This is a genomic window from Anabaena sp. CCY 9910, from assembly GCF_963920875.1.
Classification (GTDB): domain Bacteria; phylum Cyanobacteriota; class Cyanobacteriia; order Cyanobacteriales; family Nostocaceae; genus Trichormus; species Trichormus variabilis.
The window spans coordinates 1-208 of the sequence record NZ_CAWUDJ010000178.1; the positions used below are offsets into that span (position 1 = coordinate 1).

Sequence of the window (208 nt, forward strand, 5' to 3'; positions counted from 1 at the left end):
GTCCGGCTCCGGCGCTGGCTGCGATAGCGGCCAGGGGTTGGCTGACCTCATGGGCGATGGAGGCGGTCAACTGGCCCAGCGTCGTCAGACGGGCGATGCGGGTGATGCGTTCGCGGGCCTCGTGTATCTGGGCTTCGGCTCCCTTCAGCTTCAGGCCCAGATAGGCGGTGACGCCGATGGCGACCACGCTGATGCCGGTGTTGATCAG

At 67.3% G+C, this 208-nt stretch carries 1 pseudogene; it reads right to left on the reverse strand.

The window, feature by feature from the left end:
* Window positions 1-208, reverse strand: a pseudogene (locus tag ACM5QX_RS29735) (two-component sensor histidine kinase); the annotation flags it as partial.